The organism is Marinobacter vulgaris, from assembly GCF_003344045.1.
GTDB lineage: Bacteria > Pseudomonadota > Gammaproteobacteria > Pseudomonadales > Oleiphilaceae > Marinobacter > Marinobacter vulgaris.
The window spans coordinates 59,703-84,304 of the sequence record NZ_QFWX01000009.1; the positions used below are offsets into that span (position 1 = coordinate 59,703).

The 24,602-nt window shown below is 58.5% G+C and carries 24 protein-coding genes; 12 read left to right on the forward strand and 12 right to left on the reverse strand.

The features are described from left to right. Window positions 1-32: 32 nt before the first annotated feature. Both gluQRS and dksA read right to left on the reverse strand, forming a co-directional pair. The gene (gluQRS, locus tag DIT71_RS16775) at window positions 33-905 is read right to left on the reverse strand and encodes a tRNA glutamyl-Q(34) synthetase GluQRS (RefSeq protein ID WP_114614384.1); all 873 of its coding nucleotides are present in this window, start codon (window positions 903-905) and stop codon (window positions 33-35) included. A gap of 53 nt (window positions 906-958) precedes the next feature. Then, window positions 959-1,399, reverse strand: a complete 441-nt coding sequence (dksA, locus tag DIT71_RS16780) for an RNA polymerase-binding protein DksA (RefSeq protein WP_114614385.1) — start codon at window positions 1,397-1,399, stop codon at window positions 959-961. A gap of 119 nt (window positions 1,400-1,518) precedes the next feature. Here dksA and sfsA point away from each other — a divergent pair, with 119 nt between their 5' ends. After that, a complete protein-coding gene (gene sfsA, locus DIT71_RS16785; RefSeq protein ID WP_114614386.1) occupies window positions 1,519-2,247 on the forward strand; it encodes a DNA/RNA nuclease SfsA in 729 nt (242 codons plus the stop codon). Window positions 2,248-2,278: 31 nt separating this feature from the next. On the opposite strand, the gene DIT71_RS16790 is transcribed toward sfsA, so the two are convergent. After that, window positions 2,279-3,904, reverse strand: coding sequence for a bifunctional aminoglycoside phosphotransferase/ATP-binding protein (locus DIT71_RS16790; RefSeq protein WP_199491042.1), 1,626 nt, complete (start codon window positions 3,902-3,904; stop codon window positions 2,279-2,281). A gap of 71 nt (window positions 3,905-3,975) precedes the next feature. Between DIT71_RS16790 and mrcB the strand changes: the two genes are divergently transcribed. Both mrcB and DIT71_RS16800 read left to right on the forward strand, forming a co-directional pair. Beyond that, window positions 3,976-6,300, forward strand: coding sequence for a penicillin-binding protein 1B (mrcB, locus tag DIT71_RS16795; protein WP_227538184.1), 2,325 nt, complete (start codon window positions 3,976-3,978; stop codon window positions 6,298-6,300). Beyond that, entirely contained in the window at window positions 6,297-6,872 is a 576-nt protein-coding gene (locus DIT71_RS16800) for a tetratricopeptide repeat protein (protein WP_114614388.1), read from the forward strand. Before mrcB ends, DIT71_RS16800 begins: the two co-directional genes overlap by 4 nt. Before the next feature lie 49 nt (window positions 6,873-6,921). Here the strand turns inward: DIT71_RS16800 and DIT71_RS16805 are convergent, their stop codons facing one another. Next, window positions 6,922-7,875 carry a DUF4382 domain-containing protein gene (locus DIT71_RS16805; protein WP_114614389.1) on the reverse strand — a complete coding sequence of 318 codons (954 nt, stop codon included), beginning with the start codon at window positions 7,873-7,875 and terminating at the stop codon, window positions 6,922-6,924. A 244-nt stretch (window positions 7,876-8,119) separates the two neighbouring features. On the opposite strand from DIT71_RS16805, the gene DIT71_RS16810 reads away from it, so the two are divergent. The 4 genes from DIT71_RS16810 (at window position 8,120) to DIT71_RS16825 (ending at window position 11,298) form a co-directional block, all read left to right on the forward strand. Continuing rightward, window positions 8,120-8,710 carry an RNA polymerase sigma factor gene (locus tag DIT71_RS16810; protein ID WP_114614390.1) on the forward strand — a complete coding sequence of 197 codons (591 nt, stop codon included), beginning with the start codon at window positions 8,120-8,122 and terminating at the stop codon, window positions 8,708-8,710. After that, the gene (locus tag DIT71_RS16815; protein WP_144114512.1) at window positions 8,664-9,425 is read left to right on the forward strand and encodes an anti-sigma factor family protein; all 762 of its coding nucleotides are present in this window, start codon (window positions 8,664-8,666) and stop codon (window positions 9,423-9,425) included. The genes DIT71_RS16810 and DIT71_RS16815 overlap by 47 nt, the downstream gene beginning before the upstream one ends. Next, window positions 9,422-9,838 (forward strand): hypothetical protein, encoded by a 417-nt coding sequence (locus tag DIT71_RS16820; RefSeq protein ID WP_227538185.1) that lies wholly within the window; start codon window positions 9,422-9,424, stop codon window positions 9,836-9,838. The genes DIT71_RS16815 and DIT71_RS16820 overlap by 4 nt, the downstream gene beginning before the upstream one ends. A gap of 149 nt (window positions 9,839-9,987) precedes the next feature. Next, entirely contained in the window at window positions 9,988-11,298 is a 1,311-nt protein-coding gene (locus DIT71_RS16825; RefSeq protein WP_114614392.1) for a tetratricopeptide repeat protein, read from the forward strand. Between the two features lie 59 nt (window positions 11,299-11,357). Here DIT71_RS16825 and DIT71_RS16830 read toward each other — a convergent pair whose 3' ends face one another. The 6 genes from DIT71_RS16830 to DIT71_RS16855 all read right to left on the reverse strand — a co-directional run bounded on the left by DIT71_RS16830 (window position 11,358) and on the right by DIT71_RS16855 (window position 17,615). Next, a complete protein-coding gene (locus DIT71_RS16830) occupies window positions 11,358-12,278 on the reverse strand; it encodes a lipase family alpha/beta hydrolase (protein ID WP_114614393.1) in 921 nt (306 codons plus the stop codon). A gap of 341 nt (window positions 12,279-12,619) precedes the next feature. Next, window positions 12,620-13,900, reverse strand: a complete 1,281-nt coding sequence (gene hemL, locus DIT71_RS16835) for a glutamate-1-semialdehyde 2,1-aminomutase (protein ID WP_114614394.1) — start codon at window positions 13,898-13,900, stop codon at window positions 12,620-12,622. 3 nt (window positions 13,901-13,903) lie between these two features. Further along, the gene (gene thiE, locus DIT71_RS16840) at window positions 13,904-14,617 is read right to left on the reverse strand and encodes a thiamine phosphate synthase (protein ID WP_114614395.1); all 714 of its coding nucleotides are present in this window, start codon (window positions 14,615-14,617) and stop codon (window positions 13,904-13,906) included. Beyond that, window positions 14,605-15,363, reverse strand: a complete 759-nt coding sequence (gene thiD, locus DIT71_RS16845; protein WP_114614410.1) for a bifunctional hydroxymethylpyrimidine kinase/phosphomethylpyrimidine kinase — start codon at window positions 15,361-15,363, stop codon at window positions 14,605-14,607. Before thiD ends, thiE begins: the two co-directional genes overlap by 13 nt. Before the next feature lie 41 nt (window positions 15,364-15,404). Next, window positions 15,405-15,827: a protoporphyrinogen oxidase HemJ gene (gene hemJ / locus DIT71_RS16850; protein ID WP_114614396.1), complete on the reverse strand. Its 423-nt coding sequence runs from the start codon at window positions 15,825-15,827 to the stop codon at window positions 15,405-15,407. Between the two features lie 3 nt (window positions 15,828-15,830). Further along, on the reverse strand, window positions 15,831-17,615 hold the full coding sequence (locus DIT71_RS16855) for a chloride channel protein (RefSeq protein ID WP_114614397.1): 1,785 nt from the start codon (window positions 17,613-17,615) through the stop codon (window positions 15,831-15,833). Window positions 17,616-17,749: 134 nt separating this feature from the next. On the opposite strand from DIT71_RS16855, the gene argC reads away from it, so the two are divergent. From argC to erpA, 4 genes are all read left to right on the forward strand, one after another. Beyond that, entirely contained in the window at window positions 17,750-18,787 is a 1,038-nt protein-coding gene (gene argC / locus DIT71_RS16860; RefSeq protein WP_114614398.1) for an N-acetyl-gamma-glutamyl-phosphate reductase, read from the forward strand. Window positions 18,788-18,796: 9 nt separating this feature from the next. Beyond that, window positions 18,797-19,537 carry a DUF6776 family protein gene (locus tag DIT71_RS16865; protein ID WP_114614399.1) on the forward strand — a complete coding sequence of 247 codons (741 nt, stop codon included), beginning with the start codon at window positions 18,797-18,799 and terminating at the stop codon, window positions 19,535-19,537. A 1-nt stretch (window position 19,538) separates the two neighbouring features. Continuing rightward, entirely contained in the window at window positions 19,539-20,012 is a 474-nt protein-coding gene (locus tag DIT71_RS16870; protein ID WP_114614400.1) for a bactofilin family protein, read from the forward strand. A gap of 89 nt (window positions 20,013-20,101) precedes the next feature. Further along, entirely contained in the window at window positions 20,102-20,431 is a 330-nt protein-coding gene (gene erpA / locus DIT71_RS16875) for an iron-sulfur cluster insertion protein ErpA (RefSeq protein WP_199491044.1), read from the forward strand. A gap of 23 nt (window positions 20,432-20,454) precedes the next feature. Here erpA and DIT71_RS16880 read toward each other — a convergent pair whose 3' ends face one another. Next, on the reverse strand, window positions 20,455-21,552 hold the full coding sequence (locus DIT71_RS16880) for an anhydro-N-acetylmuramic acid kinase (protein WP_114614402.1): 1,098 nt from the start codon (window positions 21,550-21,552) through the stop codon (window positions 20,455-20,457). Window positions 21,553-21,555: 3 nt separating this feature from the next. After that, entirely contained in the window at window positions 21,556-22,965 is a 1,410-nt protein-coding gene (locus tag DIT71_RS16885; protein ID WP_114614403.1) for an OapA family protein, read from the reverse strand. A gap of 309 nt (window positions 22,966-23,274) precedes the next feature. On the opposite strand from DIT71_RS16885, the gene tyrS reads away from it, so the two are divergent. Further along, window positions 23,275-24,477: a tyrosine--tRNA ligase gene (tyrS, locus tag DIT71_RS16890; protein WP_114614404.1), complete on the forward strand. Its 1,203-nt coding sequence runs from the start codon at window positions 23,275-23,277 to the stop codon at window positions 24,475-24,477. Window positions 24,478-24,602 lie beyond the last annotated feature (125 nt).

Below are 24,602 nucleotides of genomic sequence, written 5' to 3' on the forward strand. Positions count from 1 at the left end.
TGTCGTTTGAGAGAAGCTTTATAACATGTCGTTCACCGGGCTGTCAGGTGAATCCGCTCGGGCGACCAGTTGGCTGCTGCCAGCCTGAGCAGGGTATCGATGTCCGCTGCTTCCGACAACAAACCGGGGTCCTGACCAAGGGCGGCGAGGGCCTGTTCCAGATTCGCCTTCGCAATCCCGTCATCCAGTGCCGGTGCATGGTTCTGTTTGCTGAGTTTCTGGCCCTGGGCATTGAGAATGACCGGAATGTGCATCCAGTGGGGCGGGGCAGAGCCCAGGGCATGGAAGATCTGTTGTTGCTGCGCTGTCATGTCCAGCAAATCCGAGCCCCTGACCACGTGGGTGATGCCCTGGTCAATGTCGTCGGCAACTACCGCCAGCTGATAGGCGTAGAAACCTTCCTTACGCAGGATAACCGGGTCGTCCAGCTCGGCATGGACGGCCTGCGACTGGGGCCCCAGTAACTGGTCCTGCCATTGGCTCTGTTCATCATGCAGCGCGAAGCGTACAGCGAATGGACGCTCCCCGGGCCGGGCATGGCCCTGGCGACAGTGGTTCGGGTGCCGGCCGTCATGCTCCCGCAGTTGCTTGCGGGAGCAGGTGCAACGGTAGGCAAGCCCCTGCTCCAGCAGCCGGTCAATCAGTTGTTGATAGTGGGTATGGCGATGGGACTGAAAGCGCACCGGCTCGTCGGAGCGCAGGCCGTGTGCTTCGAGGCTTGCCAGTATCTGTTCGCTGGCATGCGGTGACTCCCTCAGGGGGTCGAGATCCTCAATCCGCACCAGCCAGGTGCCATCATGGCTGCGAGCCTCCAGGAAACTGGCAACAGCGGTGACCAGGGAGCCGAAGTGCAGCGGTCCGGTCGGGGAGGGCGCAAATCGGCCCCGGTAGAGGCGTTCAGTCATGGGCTCTGACGGCTGACCCCGGTTCCGGGATCAGCGTAATCGGTGAGCAGGCATTAAATGCCAGTCTGGCGCTCGCGGATTTCGGCGAGAGTCTTGCAGTCAATGCAAAGCGTGGCGGTCGGGCGTGCCTCGAGGCGACGGATGCCGATTTCGACACCGCACTGGTCACAGAAGCCGTAGTCGTCCTTGTCGATGCGGTCGATGGTCTGGTCAATTTTCTTGATCAGTTTGCGCTCGCGGTCACGGGTGCGCAATTCCAGGCTGAATTCCTCTTCCTGGGTTGCACGGTCGCTGGGATCCGCGTAATTTGCCGCGTCCTCCTGCATGTGGTGCATGGTGCGATCCACTTCTTCCATCAGCTCCTGCTTCCACTGCAGAAGTAGTTGCTTGAAGTGCTCAAGCATTTCAGCACTCATGTACTCTTCACCCTTTTTCATTTCATAAGGGGTGAAGTTGGTAATACGTTCGCGTGGTTGTGCTGCAGTATTTGCCATTGAATACGGCCTCTTATAATCCTGAAAAGCACTCGCCCTGAAACGGGAATTTGCGGAAAATAGCAGATTAGCCCCATGGGCGCCAGCCTTGTGACAACAACTTTAGTAGGGAGCCATGAATGAAGTTACCCGCCCCGCTGATCGAAGGCAGGTTGATCCGCCGCTATAAACGTTTCCTTGCTGATGTCCTGTTGCCGGATGGCACTGAGGTGATTGCCCATTGCCCCAACACTGGCTCCATGCTCGGCTGCCAGCCGGCGGATGCGCGGGTCTGGCTGAGCGCCAGCGACAACCCGAAACGCAAGCTGAAATACACCTGGGAGCTGGTTGAGACGGCTCCGGCTGAGGTGGCCTGCATCAATACGTCAAGGCCCAACAACCAGGCCCGTGAAGCGATTGAACGGGGAGTCGTGCCGGAACTGGCGGGCTACGCAGACTGCAGGACAGAGGTGAAGTATGGTGCCGAAAAAAGCCGGATCGATCTTCACCTGTCCGCTCACAAAAGCCTTGCAGACGCCTGGGTAGAGGTAAAGAACGTAACCCTGTGTGAGGGCGGCCGGGGTTATTTTCCCGATGCGGTGACAACACGGGGCCAGAAACATCTGCGGGAACTGATGGCCCAGGCCCGCGCCGGAGAGCGGGCGGTGCTGTTTTTTGTGGTCAATCACACCGGCATAACCAGTGTTCGTCCGGCGGACCATATCGATGGGACCTACGGCGAACTGTTGCGCGAAGCCGCCGCCGCGGGGGTTGAGCTGCTGGCCTACCGGGCTGCATTGTCGGGCGCTGAAGGCCCCGACGGGTCTATTTCGTTGGTGGAGGCGGTTCCGGTCATGCTGGAAGCCTGACCGGAACCCCTCTGCCGCCTATTGGTCTTCCCTAATGGGACAGGCCGAAATGCTGGCGGATACGATCGGCAACCGCCTCGGCCACATGTTCCTGGTCCGTGTGCAGGTGGATCGTGTGCGCCTTCTCTTCAGCGGTCAGCGGCTCGAACCAGGTTTCCTGGACTTCAAGCAGCTCCTCGGTGGCTTCGGAGGCGTCGCCCGAGCGCTTGCGGATCCATTCCCGTCGGCTCTCAAGGGGCGCCTCACAATGGATCAGGGCAAACGGCATGCCCCGGCTTTCGGCAACGTCAGCCAGCATCTCGCGCTCGGCGTGTTTCAGGCAGGCGGCGTCCAGGATGACCGGCATGCCACCTGCCAGCAATTTTCCGGCAAGATCCGCCAGGCGTTGGTAGGTGCGTTGGTTGGCCTCCTCGGTGTAAAGGTTACCGCCGGTGGGCGACTTGCTCTGTGCCAGCGGCCCCAGCCCGAAAAGCCGTTTACGCTCAACGTCGGAACGCAGGCGGATCAGCCCCAGCTCGGCGGCCATGGAGTGGCTCACCAGGGACTTGCCGCTGGCGGAAAGGCCGGTGGTGGCCAGCAGGTAGGGGTTGGGAATGATGCTGTAATCCTCTGCCAGCTGGGCGTAATCCCGGTACTTCTGCATCAGGCCCTCTTTGTCGGCGTCGGTCAGTGACGGATTGCCCATGGTAAACAACGCAATCTTGGCCCGCACCATGGCGCGATACGCCTTGTACAGCGGCAACAGGGGCAGGGCGTCGAAATCGCCCCGGTACTCCAGATAGGTGTTGAGCACCAGGTTGGCCAGCTCCGGCTCACGCCGGGATTCCAGATCCATCAGCAGGAAAGCCAGGTCGTTGATGACGTCAATCCAGCGGAAGGATTCGCTGAACTCTATGCAGTCGAACACTGTGACCTTATCTTCGAATACGGTAATGTTGGCCAGGTGAAGATCGCCATGGCATTCCCGGACAAAGCCGTCCTCGTAGCGCTCGGCAATCAGCGCCGACTGGCGCTCGAAGGTGGTGCGGGTCCACTGTTCCAGGTTGTCCAGTTGCAGTAACAGTGCCTCATCGTCAATCATCGGCCGGATCTGGTCGAAGTTTTCCTGCATGCCGGCATAGACCGCCTCGGGTGTTCCCAGAGGCTTGCCGGGGGTGACCGGTGGCTGCCTGTCATGGAAGTCCGCAACCTGGCGGGCCAGGCTGGTGAGCAGTTCCGGCGTCAGCTTGCTGTTCTCCTGTCGCACGTCGAACAGGTCATTCTGATCGAACTGGCGCATGCGAATGGCGTATTCGAAAGCCTCGCCCTGGCCGCCAAGTTCCGGCGCGTCGGCCGAACCGGTGATGGGCAGAACCTCCAGGTAAAGGTTATCGGCAAGGCGGCGGTTCAGGCGAAGTTCCTCCTCGCAGAAGTACTTGCGCCGCTCCAGGGTGGAGAAATCCAGGAAGCCGAAGTCCATGGGTTTCTTGATTTTATAGGCAAACTCGCCTGTCAGGATGACCCATGAGATGTGCGTCTCGAAAACCTGAAATTCTTTCACCGGGTGGTCATACAGCGCCGGATCCTGTAGTGCCAGAATCAGGTTGTCGGATGTTGCGTCGCTCACGGCTCTCTCCTCGGGTTCCTTGAACTCGTTGATTTTTAATGCACCTATCATAACGGCCAGATTACAGAAATAACACACGGATGGCCTGCCGCACGCCTGGCCCGATTCGTTATAATCCCGCCATGAAAAAATCTGCCTCTCCCCGCAAGTCTCCGAAAAAGAACAATCGCAAAGGCAAGGGTGCCCGCAAGCCCTGGTTCTGGCGGCTGTTTTTCCGCGTATTTTTTATTGGTGTGGTGCTGCTTGCCGGCTGGATGGTCTACCTGGATGCGGTGGTGACCTCCCGCTTCGAGGGGCGTCGCTTTGAGGTGCCGTCGCGGGTCTATGCCAGACCGCTGGAGCTTTACGACGGTGCCAGTGTCAGCTCTGGTGCGCTGCAGCGGGAACTGGAGCTGTCCGGTTATCGCGTCGGCGACGGCAGTCGCGCAGGGACCTATCGGCGCAACGGCGGGCATTTCACGATCAGCACCAGGGGCTTCCGGTTTACCGATGGGCTGGAGCCCCGCAGGCGGCTGTCACTGACCATCTATAGTGACCAGGTCCGGGATTTCAGGGTGCTATCGGGAGACTCTTCACCCATTGTACGCCTGGAGCCGGCCCAGATCGGCGGCATCTACCCGGCCCATAATGAAGACCGGGTACTGGTGCAGCTGGCAGACTTGCCGGATCTGTTTACCGACACGCTGCTGGCAGTCGAGGACCGCAATTTCCACGATCATTTCGGAATTGCGCCCCTGTCCATTGCCCGTGCAATGCTCGCCAATATCCGGGCGGGCCAGATCGTGCAGGGAGGCAGCACCCTGACCCAGCAGCTGGTGAAAAACTTCTTCCTGACCCGGGAGCAGACGCTGCTGCGCAAGGGCAACGAGGCGCTGATGTCGCTGTTGCTGGAACTGCATTACGAGAAAAACGACATACTGGAAACCTACCTCAATGAGGTGTATGTGGGTCAGGCAGGCACCCGTGCCATCCACGGCTTCGGGCTGGCCAGCCAGTTCTATTTTGGTGAATCCATTCGCGACATCGAGCCCCATCAGGTAGCGCTGCTGGTCGGGTTGGTAAAGGGACCAAGCTACTACAACCCCCGCCGCCATCCCGAACGCGCGCTTTCCCGGCGCAATCTGGTGATCGATGTTATGGCCGAAACCGGTCTCATTGGCGAGGAGCAAGCCGCCCGGGCCCGTGCCCAGCCACTGGGCGTAACCGACAGGGCCTCGTATTCGGAAAACCGTTACCCGGCCTACATCGACCTGGTGCGCCGCCACCTGGCAAGGGACTACAAGCAGGAAGACCTGCAAAGCGAAGGACTGCGGATCTTCACGACACTGAACCCGGCAATCCAGTACGCTGCGGAATTCTCTGTCGGGGATATGCTCAGCCGGATGGAGGGTGGCTCTGATGCCACCCTGGAGTCGGCTATGGTGGTGACTTCACGGGACAGCGGCGAGGTGCTGGCCCTGGTGGGCGGCCGCGACCCCAAGTACGCTGGTTTCAATCGCGCCGTGGATGCGAGCCGTCCCATCGGTTCGCTGGTCAAGCCTTTTGTCTATCTCACGGCACTGCAGCAACCTGACCGCTACACCCTGATTACACCCGTTGAGGACAAGGGGTTTTCCCTGGTGTTTGACGATGGGCGCCGCTGGGAGCCAAAAAATTACGATAAAGAGGAGCGCGGGGAGGTGCCCCTGCACAAGGCGCTTTCCCATTCCTATAACCTGCCCACTGTGCGGGTGGGACTGGATGTCGGTATAGATGCAGTGAAGTCCACCCTGCAGGGTTTTGGTGTGACAGGGGGTATATCCGAATACCCCTCGATGCTGCTGGGCTCCGTGCCCATGACGCCGGTAACCGTTGCCCAGATCTATCAGGGGCTGGCAACCTCCGGCTTCAATACGCCCCTGAGAGCCATTCGGCAGGTTACCGACGCGCAAGGCGAAGCTCTGTCCCGCTACAGCCTGAAAGTGGACCAGGTGGCGGACCCGGCGGCCGTGCACCTTGTGCAGTACGTGATGCAGGAAACCATGCAGGAGGGAACCGGGCGTTCCGCTTACCGCACGGTGTCCCGGGATCTGTCGCTTGCAGGCAAGACCGGAACCACCGATGATGGCCGCGACTCCTGGTTCGCCGGCTTCAGCGGCGACCTGCTCGCAGTTACCTGGGTGGGCAGGGACGATAATGGGCCCACCTCACTGACCGGTGCCACCGGTGCGCTGCCGGTCTGGTCGCGGTTTATGGCCCAGGTTCCACAACACGGATTTTCGCCGGTGGTGCCTGATGGGGTGGAATACCACTGGGTCGATCCCGCCAAAGGCGCTCTGACCGCGGAACATTGTGAAAACGCACGCCTGATGCCATTCATCACCGGTAGCGAACCTGATGTGGAGGTTTCCTGCGGTGGTAAACTGGAGCGGCAGATACGGGGCTGGTTTGAAGGACTCTTCCAATGAAAATGAACATGTTCAGATACGGGGGCCTGATGGCCCTGGCGCTTATGGTGGCTGGTTGTGCCTCGGGTCCGGGGGGCGGTTCCATTTATGTACCGGCCGGTGGTTCCTCGTCCCCGGACGAGGCGCCGCGGCCGCCACAGACCAGCGAGACACGGGACGAGCCCAGGGTAGAGCGCAAAAGCGAGCAACCCGACGAGCCAGTCAGCGAGCCAGAGTACAGCGCGCCGAGTTACCAGGATGAGGGCGACGCAATCTCTCCCGCCGCCAGAAGCCTCATCCAGCGTGCTGACAGCCTCATGGCCGCTGGCGACGCCCAGGCAGCGGTGGCGCAGCTGGAACGGGCGCAGCGGATCGCGCCACGCTCGGCACAGGTCTATTTCAAGCTGTCGGAGGCCTACGTGGCCCTGGATCAGCTGGGTTCGGCGGAGCAGTTCACCCTGAAAGGCCTGTCGCTGGCGGGCAGTGATACGTCATTACAGCGTTCAGGATGGATGCTGCTGGCAGATATTCGGCGTGCCCGTGGGAATGTGGCCGGGGCGGATCAGGCGGAGGATCGGGCCGGAGCCCTGTAAAAGAAAGACCCCCGCTGCGAGGCGGGGGTCTTCCGGCACTGGCTATATATTACTGAGCCAGCGGGATAGTTTTCGCTTCGGTTTCCACATCTGCCACAACGGTCACGGTCTGACGGCCATGGAACTCAAGCGTTTCCTTTGATTCGTTGTCATCATTCTGACACGAGTAGGCGATGGTATATTCACCTGTAGGAAGGAAGGCGGCCTTAAAGCTATGGATTCCATCCAGATCTTCGTCTTCAACCGGGACGGATAGTAAAGGCCCCTCTTCGGAGTCCAGATTGTCAGAATTCAGATCCGTCAGCTCTTCTGCAGGAATGTCTCCGCTGTAGACATACACTGAACCTTCGTAATAACAGGCGACCAGAGCGTCATTTTGATTGATGCTTACGTAGTCGACATCGCCAATGATTGAGCCAGCTTCAGTATTATCGATCAGGCGATGGGCAGGTTTCAGGATGTATTTTGAATCTCCGGTGCCCCTTTCACCTGCATTGACGATGGATTTGCGAACGTCAAAGTCAATCGTGAAATCTGCAGAGCCTCCTGATGGAATTATGAAACCGCCCTGAAGCTTAAGGCCAGTCTGGAAGCCGGAAGGAACAAACAGATCAACCTCGGTATCGGGAGTTGCGTTATCCTCTTTGACGTATGGATTGTCGCCAAGGTGCAAACGTATCCACTCATATTCACCAGCGGGAAATTCCTGGCGCTCAAATAACTGGACAACCTTTCCGCCTTGGAAATCGAGAAGGTTGATGTCAAGCGAAGTCTCGCCGTCTTCAGTTTCAACTTGAACTGTGACACTTTTCCCCTCAGCAGGTTTTACCTCAACAGATGTGATGTTGAGATTCACTTCAGTAAGGTCGGTAACCGGAGCATCTGTCAAGCCCAGCGACATGGTGCCAGTAGAATCACTGTCGCTGCTGCCACTACCACCACAGGCTGCTACAGCGGCCGCCAGTGCGGTGATGCCAAAACCCTTGATCAATGCGTTATTCATGGTTTATCTCCAGTACTGCTGTTCGATGAACTGGTTGTCCAACGTTGTTGGTATGATGGCGAGATTCCCTTACCCTGATGCGGAGTCCGATGCCTGCGGGTATAACGCCGGGTTTTGGTCAGAGGTTCCGGTTGCTTGTTACAGAGTGTATATGTGGGCATTGTGTGTCAGTGGGCGGGTTCAGCGCGTGCCGCTACTTTTTCTGGTTTAAGCCGGTTTTATCGAGTTTTCATGGATTAGCATTTTGGCATTGATTCCTTTCAGGCGGCCGGCAAAGCCGTCACGATTTGAAAAGCTGGTCCAGCCCCACCTGGAGGCTATGTACCGCTTTGCCTACCGATTGTCCGGACAGCAGCAGGATGCCGAGGACCTGGTTCAGGATGTGGTGGCCAAACTCTACCCCCGTCTTGAAGAACTGGAGGCGATTGAACAGCTGAGGCCCTGGCTCAATCGGGTGCTGTACCGACATTTCATCGATGAGGTACGACGCAAGGGCCGTCGCGCTGACCGGCCGGTAAGTGATGTGGCCGAGCCCGGGTACCAGGCCACGTTTCTTGATTCCTATGCCGCAGACATGCCCGAACTGACCGAACAGATCAGTGCCGGCCGCCTGAAGCCCATTATGGACGCCGTTATCAGGGAACTGTCGCCGGATATGCGCACACTGATGCTGCTGCATGATGTGGATGGCTGGAGCCAGGAAGACATCGCAAGGGTGCTCGGGATACCGGTTGGAACGGTGAAGTCGAGAGTTCATCGTTGCCGGGCATCGCTCAGGAAAAAACTGCTTGAGCGACCGGAACTTTTTCCGCAGGCCGGGCGTGTGGAACAATGAGGTGATGGGCATGTTGTGTAACGAATGTAAAAACAGTCTGGGTTCCTGGGTGAGGAGCGAGCTCTCTGCGGCGCAGGCCAGCCGTGTTGAGCGGCATCTTGCCGCGTGTAACGACTGCTCCATCGCCGCGCATAACGAAGAGGCAATATCAGACGCTGTGTGCCATAGCCAGTCCGTGCCAGGACCATCGCCCGGTTTTGAAGAGCGGGTTCTGGCAGCAGCCACCGAAAAAGCCGGGCGGGACCGGAGCGGTTTTTCCGGCCATGGCTGGAGCACGCCAGTAGCCGGTGGTGCTATTGCCGCTGCTCTGGTGATCGGTATTGCTCTGGGATTCGGATGGAAAACAGAAACCGGGCCTGAAACCGATCTGGCGCTTTCCGGATCGGATCAGGCGGGCGGTGGCGCGACTGCGGCCGTGGCGCTTCCGGTGCGCAATGTCCGGCTTGCCTTCAGTACCAGAGAGGCGCTTGAGGGGGTTACCCTGACCGTGGAGTTACCTCCCCATGTAGAGGTCTCACGCTATCCGGGCCATCAAAAGCTGAGTTGGAAAGTGGACCTGGATAAAGGTGAAAATGTGGTCAACCTTCCACTCAATATACTGTTCCCCGGTGAGGGCGAGTTGATCGCCCATCTCGACGACGGTCGCAGAACACAGACGTTCCGTACCAGCCTCGATGGGTCGGTGGCGAATGGAAAACCGGAGCCCTCTTCATGAAACCCTTAACCAGGCATGGCGTTGTTGTTTTTGGCTGCCTCGGGTTGCTGCTGGCGACGCCATCAGTGGCTCTTGCCGACGATGACCTGGGTGTCACCATGCGAATGGTGACCGACGATGACGACCTGACCGAATCCGTTGTTCGCGAAATAGAGCTCAATGACCCGGTCGCCCTGGAACGCCGTGGGGACGAGGCGGGCAGGGCTGCCGCTTCGCCGGGTGCGGCGCGAGCCGCGGATAATGCCCCTGAAGCACGAGACCGGGGACGCGAGGCGGCCCGCTCCGCGGCGGAGCGGGCACGGGAAGTCCGCGAGCGCAACGAGCAGCGCAGTCGCCCGGAACGGCCGCAACGGCCAGATACCTCAGAACGCCCCGCGAGGCCGGATAGCCCTGGACGCCCTGAGCGCCCGTAACGACCCCGACTGGCACCGTTATCCTCACCGTAACCTTCCTCTTCTGGGACGGATTCGTTCGCCCCTTGCTATACTCCCGGTTTTATCGCCCTGTGCCCGATTGTTTTTCAAAGCGGGCAGGGAATCCCAAGGTATCTGCGGAGTAACGCTTGCGGCTCTCAAGTTTCGCCACAATTTTCGTTGCCCTGATGGTGCTGGCGCCCGCGTTAATGGCGGAAGAGCCAGGGGGAAGTGCTGATTTTGAGTCCGGCGTGGCGGCATTCGAAGAGGGCGACCTGTCGGCTGCCCGTGCGCATTTCGAGCGGGCCAGAGACGCTGGCCTGAATACTTCGTCCCTGGTCTATAATCTTGGTGTGGTCTACTTCCAGTTGGGCCAGCATGATCTGGCCGAAGCTGTTTTCCTGGAATTGCTGGACACGCGCCACGCGCCCCTGGCCCGTTATAACCTCGGGCTTGTCATGCAGGGGAAGGGACAGAGGGATGCTGCCCGCCGATGGTTCCAACAGGCCGCTGGCCCGGCTTCACCGGACACGTTGCGCCGGTTGGCTCTGCGACAGCTTGACGGGATGGCCCCCGAGCGGTCTGTCACTACCGATGGCAGCGGGTACCTCCTGGTTGCCGGAGGCTATGATGACAATATCGCCGGAGCACCGGATGATGCCTCCAGTAATCAATCGGGAGTGTTTGCGGACCTGCTGGCGGTGGGGAATGCTCGTTTCGGTGACGGAAGTTTTCGCCTGCAGGGTGTCGCCTACACCCGCGCATATCCCGGTAATACCGAATTCGACACCAGCTACCTCAGTACCGGAGCCTCCTGGCTGGAAGGTTTCGGAGCGGGCGAGTTGACGTCAACACTGAGTCTTGCGAGCTCCTGGTTCGGCGGAGACGTTCTGGAGCGGGAGGTTCGCCTTGAGGTCGTTTTCCACCCTGACGAATGTGTTTTCACGTCCATCGTGGCCGGGATTGACTGCAGTGCCAGCGGATCGGTTTCCACTATTCAGGGCGGACGTGATTTCAGTGCCTACGATGGGGAAATGCTGCAGTTGGATTTCAGCGCCTGGAAAGGCTGGGGAAGCTGGCTGTTCAGGGGCGGGTATCAGCTCGAAGTCAACGATCGGGAGGACCTGGCATCCCGGCAGCAATTTTTCAGTGTCTCACCAGTACGCAAGCTGGTATCGGCTGAAGCCCGTTACTATGTGTCCAGCAGGCTATCGATGGGAGCCCGCGGTGATATCCGCCATTCCCGTTACAGGGATGATCATCAGTTGATATCAGGCACGGGGGTTGTCAACCAGCGGCGCACGGACAATCGTTTGCGGGGAGTGCTGCTGGCGGAGTACCGGCTTAGTGGCCAATGGCTGGTGCTGGCAGAGTTCACTACGCTGGATAACCGCAGTACCATTGATCGATACGATTACAGCCGCAGTGAGGGGATGATCGGCGTTGAGCTGAGCTTCTGAAGTCGGGGGCGGGAACGGATGCCCGCCCCCGACTTCCGGGCCACACTACTGGCCCGGACTCAAAGGCCGGCGTTTCGGAGCCGGTTTGCCTGCTGCAGGTACACGGTTTTGGGATCTGTCTCGAAAAGGCTATGCAGGCCCAGCGCCTGATTCACCTCGTCCAGATGATTCATGAAATAGTTGTCGCGGATCACCCTGCCAAAATGATTGCTGCAACGTCCCACCAGGCCGTCGTTGGCGCTGAAACCGAATGCCAGACTGGTGGTTCCCAACAGCGCATCGGACGGATCAAAGGCGTTGGTCAGAACGCCGGTTCCGCCCCAGGAATAGAAACGCACTCCGTTGGCCGAATAGGCCCCCTGACCACACGCGGTGGTGGGAATGCCCGCGGGTGCAAATCTATTGAACTCAGCACTGCCTTCAGCAGTCAGGGAATAGAGGCTGGAGCGCAGGTCCTGGTTGTAGCCGCCACCGGAAAGCAGGTCGATCAGCCCGCCAAGGGCGTCTCCCAGCGATGCCGCCAGACTCTCGGCCGGGGAACCGTAGATCAGGTCCGCCACTGGAGAACCCTTGTGCGGTGAACCGACTGAGGTGACCGAGGCTACCAGATCCGGCCGCACTCTCGCGATATACCGTGCTGTGGGGCCGCCATGGCTGTGGCCAATCAGGTTGACCTTGCCATGGATGGCTGCGATTGACGCTACCTGGGGAAGAAGTGCTTCACCCCTGGCAATGGTACTGTCCAGGGCGGGGACCTGGGTGGTGTAAACATCCGCACCGTAACGGCGCAGGTCTTCGGCGATGCCGTACCAGTAGTCGACACCGACGATGGAATCGAAGCCGAACATGCCGTGAACCAGCACAACGGGATAGCGGGTATCGGTGTAGTCGGAGGGAGTGGAGTCCCACCACCAGGCCATTGTCGGCGCCGACCATGCCAGCACAAGCAGCACGGTGAATGCCTTGATCCATTGTTTCATTGTTGCACCTACAGTTTGGTGTTGTATTTGTTGTCAAACTGCGGCTCGACCTAACAGGTTGTGCCGATATCCGCCTTGCAGGCAATCCGGGGCAATCGTGTGGGGTTTCCCTGCGCTGACGGTTGGTTTTTGATTGTTAGATGGTCGCAGTCAGTGCATCTCGTTGTCGAGATCTGAATATAATTTGATCAAGGGCAGAGATAAGTCAACGTCAGGCGTGGTTTTGGTGGGGCGTTGCGGTCAAAGTGTGACCTGGTTCACGAAGGTGACATTCAAAGGCAGGTCCTGGCGTGCGACAAGCTCCCGGGTGGTGGCCCGGAAGCTTGTGCGGGGGATTGCAATCAGAGTCTTGCCATAACCCGGCGTGCCGCCTCTGTTGTCTGATGAATGTCATCGTCCGTCAGAGCAATGCTGGTGAACCCGGCCTCAAAGGCAGATGGCGCAAGGTAGATACCTTCCTTGAGCATGCCCTGGAAGAATTTCTTGAACCTCTCGACGTCACAGGCCATGACCTGGTCAAAGCGGGTAATCCGGGGTGCGTCGGTAAAGAAGAAACCAAACATGGCACCGGCGCTTTGTACGGCCAGGGGAATGCCGGTGCTGTCCGCGGCCTCTTTAAGCCCGTCACGAACGGCGTTGGTTTTCTGCGTCAGTCGGTCGTGGAAGCCGGGCTCGGAAATGGCATTCAGTGTGGCCAGCCCGGCGCACATGGCCAGCGGGTTACCGCTGAGTGTGCCGGCCTGGTAAACCGGTCCCAGAGGCGAAATGTGTTCCATGATTTCCCGCTTGCCGCCAAACGCACCAACCGGCAGGCCGCCGCCAATAACCTTGCCCAGCGCGGTCAGGTCCGGGGTTACGCCGTAGAGGCCCTGGGCACCGCCGAGGGCGACCCGGAAGCCGGTCATGACCTCGTCGAAAATCAGCACGGTGCCATGTTCGTCACACACTTCCCGCAGGCCTTCCAGGAAGCCCGGCACTGGCGGGATGCAGTTCATGTTGCCGGCCACCGGCTCAACGATGATGGCGGCAATGTCATCGCCCATCCTGGCGAAGGTTTCCCGGACACTGTCGATATCGTTGAAGGTCAGGGTCAGCGTGTGTTCGGCAAGGCTGGCGGGAATGCCCGGGGAGTTGGGCACACCCAGGGTGAGGGCGCCGGAGCCGGCTTTTACCAGCAGTGAGTCCACGTGGCCGTGATAGCAGCCTTCAAATTTCACGATCTTGTCCCGGCCGGTATAGCCCCGTGCCAGGCGTACCGCGCTCATGGTGGCCTCGGTACCGGAGTTCACCATTCGCACCAGGTCGATGGAGGGCACCAGTTCACAGACCTTCTTCGCCATTTCGGTCTCGAGGGCGGTTGGAGCCCCGTAACCGATGCCCTGGTCCACCTGGGCGTGCAGGGCATCCTTGATGGTCTGGTTGCCGTGGCCAAGGATCATGGGCCCCCAGGAGCCGATGTAGTCGATGTAGCGCTGGTCGTCCTCGTCGTACAGGTAGGCACCTTCGGCATGCTTGAAAAACAGAGGTGTACCGCCGACTCCCTTGAAGGCTCTGACCGGGGAGTTGACGCCTCCGGGAATGTATTTCTGAGCCTCGGCGAATAGGGTTTCGGACTGGGTCATGGTTCAGGACTCCTGATGAACGGAAGATGAAAAAAGTGGGTGATGGGCCGCAAACAGCCGGGTAAATTGGCGTGCACGTGTCTCAATGGCAGCCGGGTCGCCGTCGAAAAGTCCACCGACGACAGCCAGCAGGTCCGCACCGGCGCGGATCAGCAATTCGCCGTTGTCCGTGGTGATGCCGCCGATGGCGGTAACGGGCTTGCCAAAATGTCGTGCCCGCGCCAGCACCGAGGTGTCCGCGGCGGGGGCATTCGGTTTTGTGTTCGAACTGAAGAACCGGCCGAACGCCAGGTAATCGGCGCCGTCGCGATCCGCACTGGAGGCCAGGGCCAGATCTGCGTGGCACGTTGCCCCTATGATCGCATGTTCGCCGAGCTGTTGTCTGGCCTCGGTAAGGGAACTGTCGGATTGCCCCAGGTGCACGCCGGCTGCGCCGCAACGTCGGGCAAGTTCCGCGTCGTCGTTGATGATCAAAGGTACCCCGGCACTGTTACACAGGGCCGCAAGATCCCGGGCCTGTCTGAGACGTTCCGGTTGTGGCGCCTTCTTATCCCGATACTGGACCAGCACGGCGCCACCACGAAGGGCGGCCTCCACCGCCGCCATAAGTTTGCCGGCCGGTAACAGCTGGCTGTCGGTAATGGCATAAAGGCCTGGTCGCAGTCCCTTGGCGGTGGTGCCGGCATTGAAAGTGCCCGGTGAGCCTAGGTCTCCCATGGAATACCCCGGTCCGGGACTGGTTGCCCGTTGCCGACTTTCAGGGCATGCCGGATAGCGCGCAACACGTAATTCTGGGCCTGGGCAATGGACGCGCGGGCCGAGAGGCCGGACGCCCTGCCGGCAGCAATGGACGCAGCCAGAGTACATCCGGTGCCGTGGTATTCACCGCCAATTCGCTCGATGTAGAAGTACAAGGGCTCCTGATCGTGAGAATAAAGCGTGTTGATGATTTCCTCGCCTTCGCCGTGCCCTCCGGTTGCCAGCACGGACTGACAGCCGGCTTCCAGCAGGTTGTGGGCTGCGCGGGTCTCGTCTTCATCGCCGCCAAGCAGGGTCAGTTCAATACCATTGGGAGTAATGATTTCCGCGTGCCGGAACAGGCGCTCTTTCATGCGGGCAATCAGGGCCTCATCAGCCAGATCGCCGCCACCGGCTGCCTTGATGACCGGATCGGCAATCAACGGAATGTCCGGATGAGCGGCCAGGAACTCTACCAGCACATCCACCACAGCCGCGTTACCCAGGGCGCCGGTCTTTATGGCATGAATGGGGGAGTCGGCGGCAAGGCATTCGAGCTGCTGGCGAATGATCTCCGGGTCCGTGGCAGTGGCGTTATAGACGTTCCGGGTGTCCTGCACCGTCAGACACGAGAGTACCGGCATGGGGTGACAGCCGAGCGCAGTAACGGCCTGGATGTCGGCCTGGATGCCGGCTCCTCCCGAAGGGTCAAGGCCGGAAATAATGAGAACGTGAGGACGGCTATGCAGTTTGATGGTCAGGCTCCTCAGAATGGTTTGACGGAAGCAAGAATGACAACGGCAACCAGTACCAGAACAGGCACTTCGTTGAACCAGCGGTAGAATACGTGGCTGCGGGTGTTGCGGTCGTCGCGGAACACCTTGACCAGGTGGCCGCAGTAAAAGTGGTAGACGATCAGCAGCGCGACCAACAGAAGTTTGGCGTGCAGCCACCCCTGGCTCATATAACCCTGGACATTGTAACCGATGAGCCAGACTCCAAAAAATACGGTAGCCACCATCGATGGCGTGGTAATGCCCCGGTAGAGCTTGCGCTCCATGATCTTGAAGCGTTCCCGGCCGGGTTCGTCGTCACAGGCTGCGTGATAGACGAACAGCCGGGGCAGATAGAATATGCCAGCGAACCAGCACACCATTGAAATAATATGCAGGGCTTTTACCCAAAGCATCGGCTAACTCCGTCGGTATTGGTAGTAACTTTCGATATCGGATTTCAGTATCACCCCGTACACGCGCTGAATCATCGGAGCGACGTGACGTTGGACATACAGGGCTTCTACGCTGGTATGTTCAAACTCGTTCAATGCCTCTTCCAGTGTCGCCTGATACTGCACCGGGGCAATATCCCGGCGATTGGCAGGAATGTCCATAAGGTCGATCTGTTTCGGAGCCTCTTCTTCGTCTTCCTGCTCGCCGTCCGCTGAGGGTTTGGTGTCCTCCAGATAGCGAGCCAGATCCACCGCGGGTAACAGGCCGGTGGGTCCATTACTGCCTTCCACTACCAGCCACTTGGGCTCGGATTTCAGGATCTTTCCAGCCTCCTCCCTGGACAAAAAACGCTCTGTGCGAAGAATGTTCCGGTCCATGATGGCACCCACGGAAACCCGCCTCAACGCCTGTATAACCGGAGAGTTCTGGTAACTCAGGCCCTGGCTCTTGAGGATGGTGAGAAACAGGGATTTCTTGCCAAATGCCTCGCTGGTCACCAGGCTTGCGGTGGTGATGACCAGCATGCCGGGCAGTATGATGTTCGGGTTCCTGGTGAGTTCCATCAATGCCATGAGTGCTGCAAGCGGCGCCTGCAATACCGCTCCCATCATCGCCCCCATACCGAGCATGGCGTAGAAACCCACCGAGGACGCAGTGTCCGGAAATATCTGCGCACCAATCAGGCCCATGGCCCCGCCCAGCGTCGCCCCCATAAACAGCGTGGGGCCAATGACGCCGCTGGGCATGCCAAGGCCCAGGGTGACCGAGGTGATCACCAGTTTGGCGACGCCGGCACCGAGCAGAAGCCAGAACGGCAGCTCATTGTCGAGGGTGAACTGGACCGTATCGTAGCCAATGCCCATGACTTCCGGCACCACGATTGCAAACGGCACCATGAGAAGCCCTGCGATCGTCAGCCGCAACAGTACCGGTCGGTGATGATGCCGACCAGTGGTATCCACCAGTTGTATGAACGCCGCCGCGGCAACGCCGATGATAATGGCGATGGCTATAATCCAGGGGATTTCCAGCAGGGAATTCATGGTCAGCGGCGGCACGGTGAATGCGACCTCGGAACCATACATGGCCTGGCTCACCACGGCCGCTGTTACCGAGGCCAGAATGATCGGGGTAAACCCGGCAATGGTGTATTCCATCATCACCACTTCCATGGCGAAGATAACACCGGAAATGGGGGTGTTGAAGGAAGCAGAAATGGCGGCAGCGCAGCCGCAGGCAACCAGGGTGCGGATGCTGTTGTTGGGCAGTCGCATCCACTGCCCCATGAGGCTGGAAACGGCCGCGCCGAGGTGGACCGCAGGGCCTTCCCGGCCCGCCGACTGACCGGTGACAACGGTACTGACACCCGTCACGAACTGTACGAGAGCACTGCGCATGGATATATAGCCCTGATGGTAGTTCAGGCGTTCCATGACGTGCACGATTCCCACCTTACGGTCGTGGGTAGCAAGGTTGTGCATCAGCAGTCCGAGCCCGATGGCGCCGGCAAGGGGGAGGATTGCCCGGGTCAGGATGTGCAGCTCTTCAAAGGATTCAGAGCCGTCGCCGGGGAGGAAGTACTCCAATGGCCATTCAATGGCCAGCCGGAAGATCAGGATCACACCACCGGTAAACAAACCGGATAGCAGGCCCAGGACTGCCAATTGTGGCAGGGCATCCACACCGGACAGCCGCCGGCGGAAAACAGGGATCAGGTGCTGGGTGCTCTTGTGCCAGAATTTACGCATGAATGCCGGTTTTCAGGAGGTGAATGATTTTCTGACGATATTGTAACCAGCGCCTCTCGGGCTGCAATAAGTCATTGGTTTATCATGTTAGACTATTGCGCTTTCGGGAACCTGATTTGTAGCTGGAGTGACTGGTGATAAAAGTAGGCATTGTAGGTGGAACCGGTTATACCGGTGTTGAACTTCTGAGGATTCTGGCGGTTCACCCGGAAGTGACGGTGAGCTGTATCACATCGCGCTCGGAGGCAGGCATGCCGGTCGCCGACATGTACCCTAACCTGCGTGGCCACTACGATCTCGCGTTTTCGGAGCCGGAGGTGAAAACCCTGGCAGCCTGTGATCTGGTGTTTTTCGCAACCCCCCACGGTGTGGCAATGCGAATGATGCCGGAACTGATGGCTGCGGGTGCCCGTGTTGTGGATCTGTCAGCGGACTTTCGCCTCAAGGATCTTGATGTCTGGGCAAGCTGGTATGGCATGCCCCACGAGAGCCCGGAATGGGCAGAAAAGGCGGTCTATGGTTTGCCGGAAGTGGTGCGGGGCGAAATTCGCGGCGCACAACTGGTGGCTAACCCTGGCTGTTACCCGACAGCGGTCCAGCTGGGCTTTCTGCCGTTGCTGGAGAACGGTCTGATCGATCCCTCGCGACTGATTGCTGACGCCAAGTCAGGGGCCAGTGGCGCCGGGCGGCAAGGCAAGATCGGTATGCTGCACGGTGAGGTTGGCGAAAGTTTCAAGGCCTATGGCGCCTCCGGCCACCGGCATCTCCCGGAGATCCGGCAGGGTCTGTCGCAGGCGCACGGAAGTGCGGTGGGCGTTACCTTTGTGCCGCACCTGATCCCCATGATTCGCGGTATTGAAGCCACTCTGTATGCGGAGCTGCGCAACCCTGAGGACTTCGACCGCCTGCAGGCACTCTTCGAAGAGCGGTTCCGTGAAGAACCCTTTGTGGATGTGATGCCCTTTGGCAGCCACCCGGAAACCCGCAGTGTCCGTGGCGCCAACCATTGCCGCATGGCGCTCCACCGGCAAGAGGGCAGCAACATCGTTATCGTGTCATCGGTTATCGATAACCTGGTAAAAGGTGCCGCGGGCCAGGCCATCCAGAACATGAACATCATGTTCGGCCTGCCCGAAACCATGGGGCTGGAAGCGCCCGCGTTGCTGCCATAGGTCTGCCCGGTGAGCGAATCGAGAAAGCCTGGTGAAGAATACGTCGTTATCCGGCATCGTCCCGGCTACCGGCTTCGTCGCACCCTTATCCTGCTGGCATTCTCCATCACTGCCGCCGTGGTCGGGTACGCTGCAGGGATGGCACAGGGCGGGTTCCGGTTTTCGGTCGCGGAGGAGTCCCGCGACCGTCTCGAGGAACAGGTTGAACAACTCCGGGAGCAGAACAGGGAAGCCAGCCAGCAACTGGTCAACCTGGACCGGGGTCGAACCATCGACGCCGAGGCACTGAATCAGGCCCGCAGAACCATCGTTGAGCTGGAAACACAGATTGCATCACTGAAAGCAGATCTGACTTTCTATAAAAATATCATGGCGCCCTCGGAAACCAGCAAAGGGTTGCAGGTTGATCGTTTGAACATGCAGCAGGAACGCCAGGACGATACCTACGGTTTCAAGCTGGTGCTTACCCAGATTGGTGACAACAAGAGCTATATCTCGGGAGTGGTGGCAGTCAATGTCATTGGTATGCGGAATGAAGAAAAGGAAGTGATTGCCCTGCGCGACCTGTCTGATGATATTGATGACCTGGGGGTCAGGTTCCGTTATCGATACTTCCAGGATATTGAGGGTCTGTTGCGGCTGCCTGACGGTTTCGAGCCTCTTGAGGTTCAGGTGGTAGCACGTGCCGAAGGCAATAAATCGTCCCGTGCCGAGCGTACATTTGACTGGGATGAACTTACGGAGAACTGACATGCTAGGTAAAAAGAAACAGAAACCACGTCGCCCGACCGGGCAATTCGACACACTGGTTTCAACCCGAACTACGGTCGAGGGGGATGTCCATTTCTCCGGCGGGCTACATGTTGACGGCAAAATCCGGGGTCGCGTGGTTGCAGAAGAAGGCGGCGACGCCGTACTCCGGGTTTCTGAAGTGGGCTCCGTGGAAGGCGACATTGTTGCACCTCACGTGATCATTAACGGCATGGTTCATGGGGATGTCTACGCTTCGACGCATCTTGAACTGGCGGAAAAAGCCTCAATCCACGGTAACGTGTATTACAACCTGATTGAAATGGCCATGGGTGCATCGGTGAATGGCAGCCTTGTCCACCAGAGCGAGCCGGTTGGGCTTCTTGGTCGTGATAAGCAGAAGGGCAGTGCCCGGGTAATCGACGAGGACAAAGCTGAAGATCACGATGGTGTGGCCCTGGCCGAAAAGGAATAGTTGATTGTTTTAGTCAGGAATATGATAATCAGGTCAGATTTTTTCGTGGCGAACCGGAGGCGGACTTGAGTGTAGTTCAGCAACAGGCAATGACACCGGTATTTTTCAGTGACAGTGCGGTGTCAAAAGTACGTGATCTCGTTGAGGAAGAGGGCAACTCTGACCTCAAGCTCCGGGTATTTGTGACCGGTGGCGGCTGCTCAGGTTTCCAGTACGGGTTCTCGTTTGATGAGGCGCAGGACGAGGAAGACACTGTTATCGAAAAAGACGGTGTGATGTTGCTCGTGGATCCGATGAGCTACCAGTACCTGGTCGGGGCAACCGTGGATTACCAGGAAGGGCTACAGGGTTCGCAGTTCGTTGTGCAGAACCCCAACGCGAGCTCAACGTGTGGCTGCGGAAGTTCCTTTTCCATCTGAGGCGCGGTATCGATCCCGCCCGGTCAGGCGTAATAGACTGCGCCCAGAATTCTCTCTCCGCTTGCTCCTGTCACTTCTGGCAGGTTTCCAGACTGTCCTGACAATGTCCGGCTGGCCAGCCAGGCAAATGCCGTGGGCTCAACCCATTGCGGGTCCAGTCCCAGCTCGGCGGTAGATGCGATCCGGGAAGGGCTGCAGGTACGATGCAGTTCCCGCATCAGCACCCTGTTCCTGGTACCCCCACCACATACGAAGATGGTCATGCCCGGAGAATGGGGTATCTGCTGCGCCACGGTGACGGCAGTCAGTTCCAGCAGGGTCCTCTGCACATCAGCGCCGGACAGGTCCGGGTGCCGGTTTAGAAGGACTTTCAGCCACTCAAGGTTGAATTTTTCAGTGCCGGTGCTTTTTGGCGGCTGCCGTGAGAAATAGGCTTCGGAAAGCATATCCCCCAGTAGGTCCTGGTCGACGACGCCTTCGTCTGCCCAGGCTCCATCCTTGTCGTAAGCCTTGCCGGTCTGATCCAGGCACCAGGCATCCATCAACGCATTCGATGGGCCGGTGTCAAAACCGGTAACGGGTGCGCTGTTATCAGCGGGCAGGTGGGTGATGTTGGCAATGCCGCCGAGATTAAGAATGCAGCGGTCCTCCCCGTCAGCGCTAAAGAACGCTTTATGGAATGCCGGTACCAGTGGCGCGCCCTGTCCGCCAGCTGCCAGGTCACGACGTCGGAAGTCGGCGACGGTTGTCACGCCGGTGTGCTCTGCGATGAGGTTGGGGTCGCCAATCTGGATGGAAAAGGGTTTTGAACCATCGGGCTGATGCCGAAGCGTCTGCCCATGGCTGCCAATGGCGGTAATCGACGCTGGTGGAAAGCCCGCCTTTTCAATCACGCTGGCTGCCGCAAGGGCAAAAAGTGAGCCGGTGGCGTGATCCAGCTCCCCGAGGTCATCAGGGGTGCCACGATTCTGGCTGAGGCTGGCAAGGCGCTGCCGAATATCGGACGGGTAATCGGTGGTGTGAGTGGCATGAACCCGGATGTAGCGGTCCTCGAATGACACCAGTATGGCGTCGATGCCATCCATACTGGTGCCGGACATCAGTCCTATCCAGGTTTTCATGTTTTACTCGTCTGCGGCCAGCGCCAGTTGCTGGTAATCCTGACGAAACAGCTCAAACCTGGCAACCTGCTGATCGGCAACGCGCTTGAATCGCGCCATTTCAGACTTCGGGACCGGCTTTGCGTCAGGCAGCTTCACCGTCCGCGAGTTTCTCGGAGAGCCATTCACCCGGAATTCGTAGTGAAGATGTGGGCCGGTGACCATGCCGGATGATCCCACGTGGCCGATGGTGTCGCCCTGCTTGACGCGTGTTCCATTCTTTATGCCCTTGCCAAGACGGCTCATGTGGGCATAGAGGGTAGTAATGTTGTCACCGTGCTTGAGAATGACAGTGCGGCCATAACCGCCTTTCCAGCCTGCAAACTGAACCCGGCCATGACCGGCCGCCTTGATTGGGGTTCCCGGAGGCGCCGCATAGTCTGTGCCCTCATGCGGACGAACCACATCCAGCACCGGGTGGCGGCGCTGGAGGTTAAAGGAGGAGGAGACCCTTGCGCTGATGGGTGTTCTCAGAAACGCCTTGCGCATGCTGCTGCCGTCAGGGCTGTAATAGTCAGTATCGCCGCTGCTGTCTGTATACTGCAGAGCGATGACTTCCTTGCCCTGATTGATGAAGCGGGCAGAGAGGATGTTGCCGGTGTCGAATTTTTCACCATCCAGGTATAACTCTTCGTAAACCACCTCAAACCGGTCACCTTTACGCACGTCGTAGACGAAGTCGATGTTCCAGCCGAAGATGCCTGCCATTTCCATGGAAAGCCTGTCGGAAAGCCCTGACTCTCTAGCAGCGACATAGAGCGAGCCGTCGATAATGCCCGAGGCAAACGCCGGTTTCACTTCGGGCTCACGGACCAGGGTTTCTCCTTTGAAACCGTTTTCGGTCTTCTCGACGCGCAGGGTCTCGAGAAGGTTTCGCTGCAGGTCAACCGCTGCCAGTTCACCGGCGTCGTCGGTTGCGAACGAGATGGTCTCGCCGGCATAGAGTCGCTGTAATTTGTCGGCTTCGCCTTCACCATGAATCACCGACAACATAATACCGTCGTTGAAGCCAGCCTTGTTGAACAGACGTGAAAGGGTATCACCGGACCTGATTTTGTATTCCTGCCACTGCAGTTCGGGCTCACGGACCTCAGCAACCGTGGCTGCGGTCTGGAGTGCTTCCGGTGGCTTGGCTTCCACTGTCACCATGGCGATATCAGCGTCAGGCGTGGGCTCTTTACTGACCTTGGCCTGCTTTGCCGGTTGGGTGGGTTGCTTGTCTGACTTGCTGACGGTGCCCTCATCAAGATCCAGCGCGTAAGTCATTCTGTTGGCCTCAACGTCGGCGCTCGGGCTCATCAGAATGGCGGTCGCAACAACAATCGTTGTAGCAGCGGCGATGGTAATATGGGCTTTGGGGAATTTTTTAAGCACGTGTCGCATCCGTTTTGATCGGAATTCCGGTAGCTTGTTCTACCTAATTAAAGCTGTTATTCAAGTATAGTCCAACAGATTACCGTATTAAATGCGCTCAGGACAGCCTCAAACATTACCGTTGCTGGCCCGCGGGCCGGATTTCCTTGACCGGGGTTGCTATACTCCCCCGCCTAAAATATACGGCTCTGTCTAAAAACTGAGCACTGACACTTTAACAGGGAGGCAGGTTACGCACAGATTTCTTTTGTAGAGGTCTGTAACCGGCTTCCCGCCCAAACCATCAGAATTATAGAGGATGTGTGGTTCATGGCATCTATTGATGAGGCACTGGCTGTAGTCAAGCGCGGCATGGATGAGCTGATTTCCGAGGAAGCGCTGATTGAAAAGCTGCGGGAAGGGCGCCCTCTCAGGATTAAAGCCGGATTTGATCCGACGGCGCCTGATTTGCATCTGGGACATACCGTGCTGATTAACAAGTTGCGGCAGTTTCAGGATCTGGGGCACGAAGTCATTTTTCTGATTGGTGACTTTACGGGCATGATTGGCGATCCCACCGGTAAGAGCGCGACCCGCCCGCCTCTGACAGAGGCGCAGGTGGCCGAGAACGCCATCAGCTATAAAGAGCAGGTGTTCAAAATACTGGACCCTGCTAAAACCCGGGTGGTCTTCAATTCGGACTGGATGAGCAAGCTCTCGGCTGCCGACATGATTCGCCTGGCCGGCCAGTATACGGTGGCTCGTATGCTGGAGCGGGACGACTTCACCAAGCGTTATCGCGCAGAGCAGCCAATTGCCATTCATGAGTTCCTTTATCCGCTGGTGCAGGGCTATGACTCTGTAGCCCTTGAGGCAGACGTGGAGTTGGGAGGCACCGATCAGAAATTCAATCTTCTGATGGGGCGAATTCTGCAGAGGCATTACGGGCAGGCGCCACAGGTGGTGCTGACCATGCCGATTCTTGAAGGGCTCGACGGTGTGCAGAAGATGTCCAAATCCCTGGGTAACTATGTGGGTGTGAATGATTCGCCCGGAGAGATGTACACAAAATTGCTCTCCATGCCCGACGATCTGCTGTGGCGTTACTTTGAGCTCTTGAGTTTCCGGCCGCTGGCGGAAGTTGAGGAGTTTCATGCTGCCGTAGACAGTGGCGCTAATCCCCAGGACTACAAGAAGCTGCTGGCGGAAGAAATCATCACCCGTTTCCATGACGCTGAGGCGGCTGCGAGTGCTCATAAGTCCGCGGGTAATCGTGTGGGTCTTGGTGAGATCCCCGAGAATGTGCCGACCGTCGAGGTTCCCCTGGCAGGGCGAAGTGAATTGCATATCGTGTCGTTACTGAAAGAGGCCGGTCTGGCTAGCAATGGCAAGGCGGCAAAAGATGTATTTGGCCGTGGGGCGGTATATATAGATGGTGAGCAGGTCACTGACGAGCGGATGTTCGGTGCCGGTGATGACTGTGTGGTCCAGGCCGGCAAGAAGAAGATCGCCCGCGTTTTGATCAAGGATTGAACGGAATTCTGGGTTTTTCAGAAAATATTGAAAACCTCGTTGACACATGTGCGTGGGCCTGTAGAATGCGCATCTCGTTCGAGGGACACGCCACTGAGGCGGGTCACAAATCGGACGACAACCGT